This window comes from Drancourtella massiliensis (assembly GCF_016900655.1).
Classification (GTDB): Bacteria; Bacillota; Clostridia; order Lachnospirales; family Lachnospiraceae; genus Sellimonas; species Sellimonas catena.
Window position 1 is genome coordinate 1 of sequence record NZ_JACJKH010000104.1, and the last position, 515, is coordinate 515.

General features: G+C 50.1%; 1 rRNA gene. It reads left to right on the plus strand.

The window, feature by feature from the left end:
• Nucleotides 1-515, plus strand: a 23S ribosomal RNA gene (locus tag H6A32_RS15915); the annotation flags it as partial.

Below are 515 nucleotides of genomic sequence, written 5' to 3' on the forward strand. Positions count from 1 at the left end.
TCATAGTCTGTCAGAGTAGACCCGAAACCGGGTGATCTATCCATGTCCAGGTTGAAGTTGCCGTAAAAGGCAATGGAGGACCGAACCCACATCCGTTGAAAAGGGTGGGGATGAGGTGTGGATAGGGGAGAAATTCCAATCGAACCCGGAGATAGCTGGTTCTCCTCGAAATAGCTTTAGGGCTAGCCTCGATAGAGTCAGGTGGAGGTAGAGCACTGAATTTCCTAGGGGGCGTCAAAGCTTACCGAAGAATATCAAACTCCGAATGCCATGCTGATGCTTATCGGGAGTCAGACTGCACGAGATAAGTTGGGCAGTCAAAAGGGAAAGAGCCCAGACCTGCAGCTAAGGTCCCAAAGTGTGTGTTAAGTGGAAAAGGATGTGGGATTTCGAAGACAACTAGGATGTTGGCTTAGAAGCAGCCATCCATTGAAAGAGTGCGTAATAGCTCACTAGTCGAGAGGTCCTGCGCCGAAAATGTCCGGGGCTGAAACACACCACCGAAGCTCAGGAAT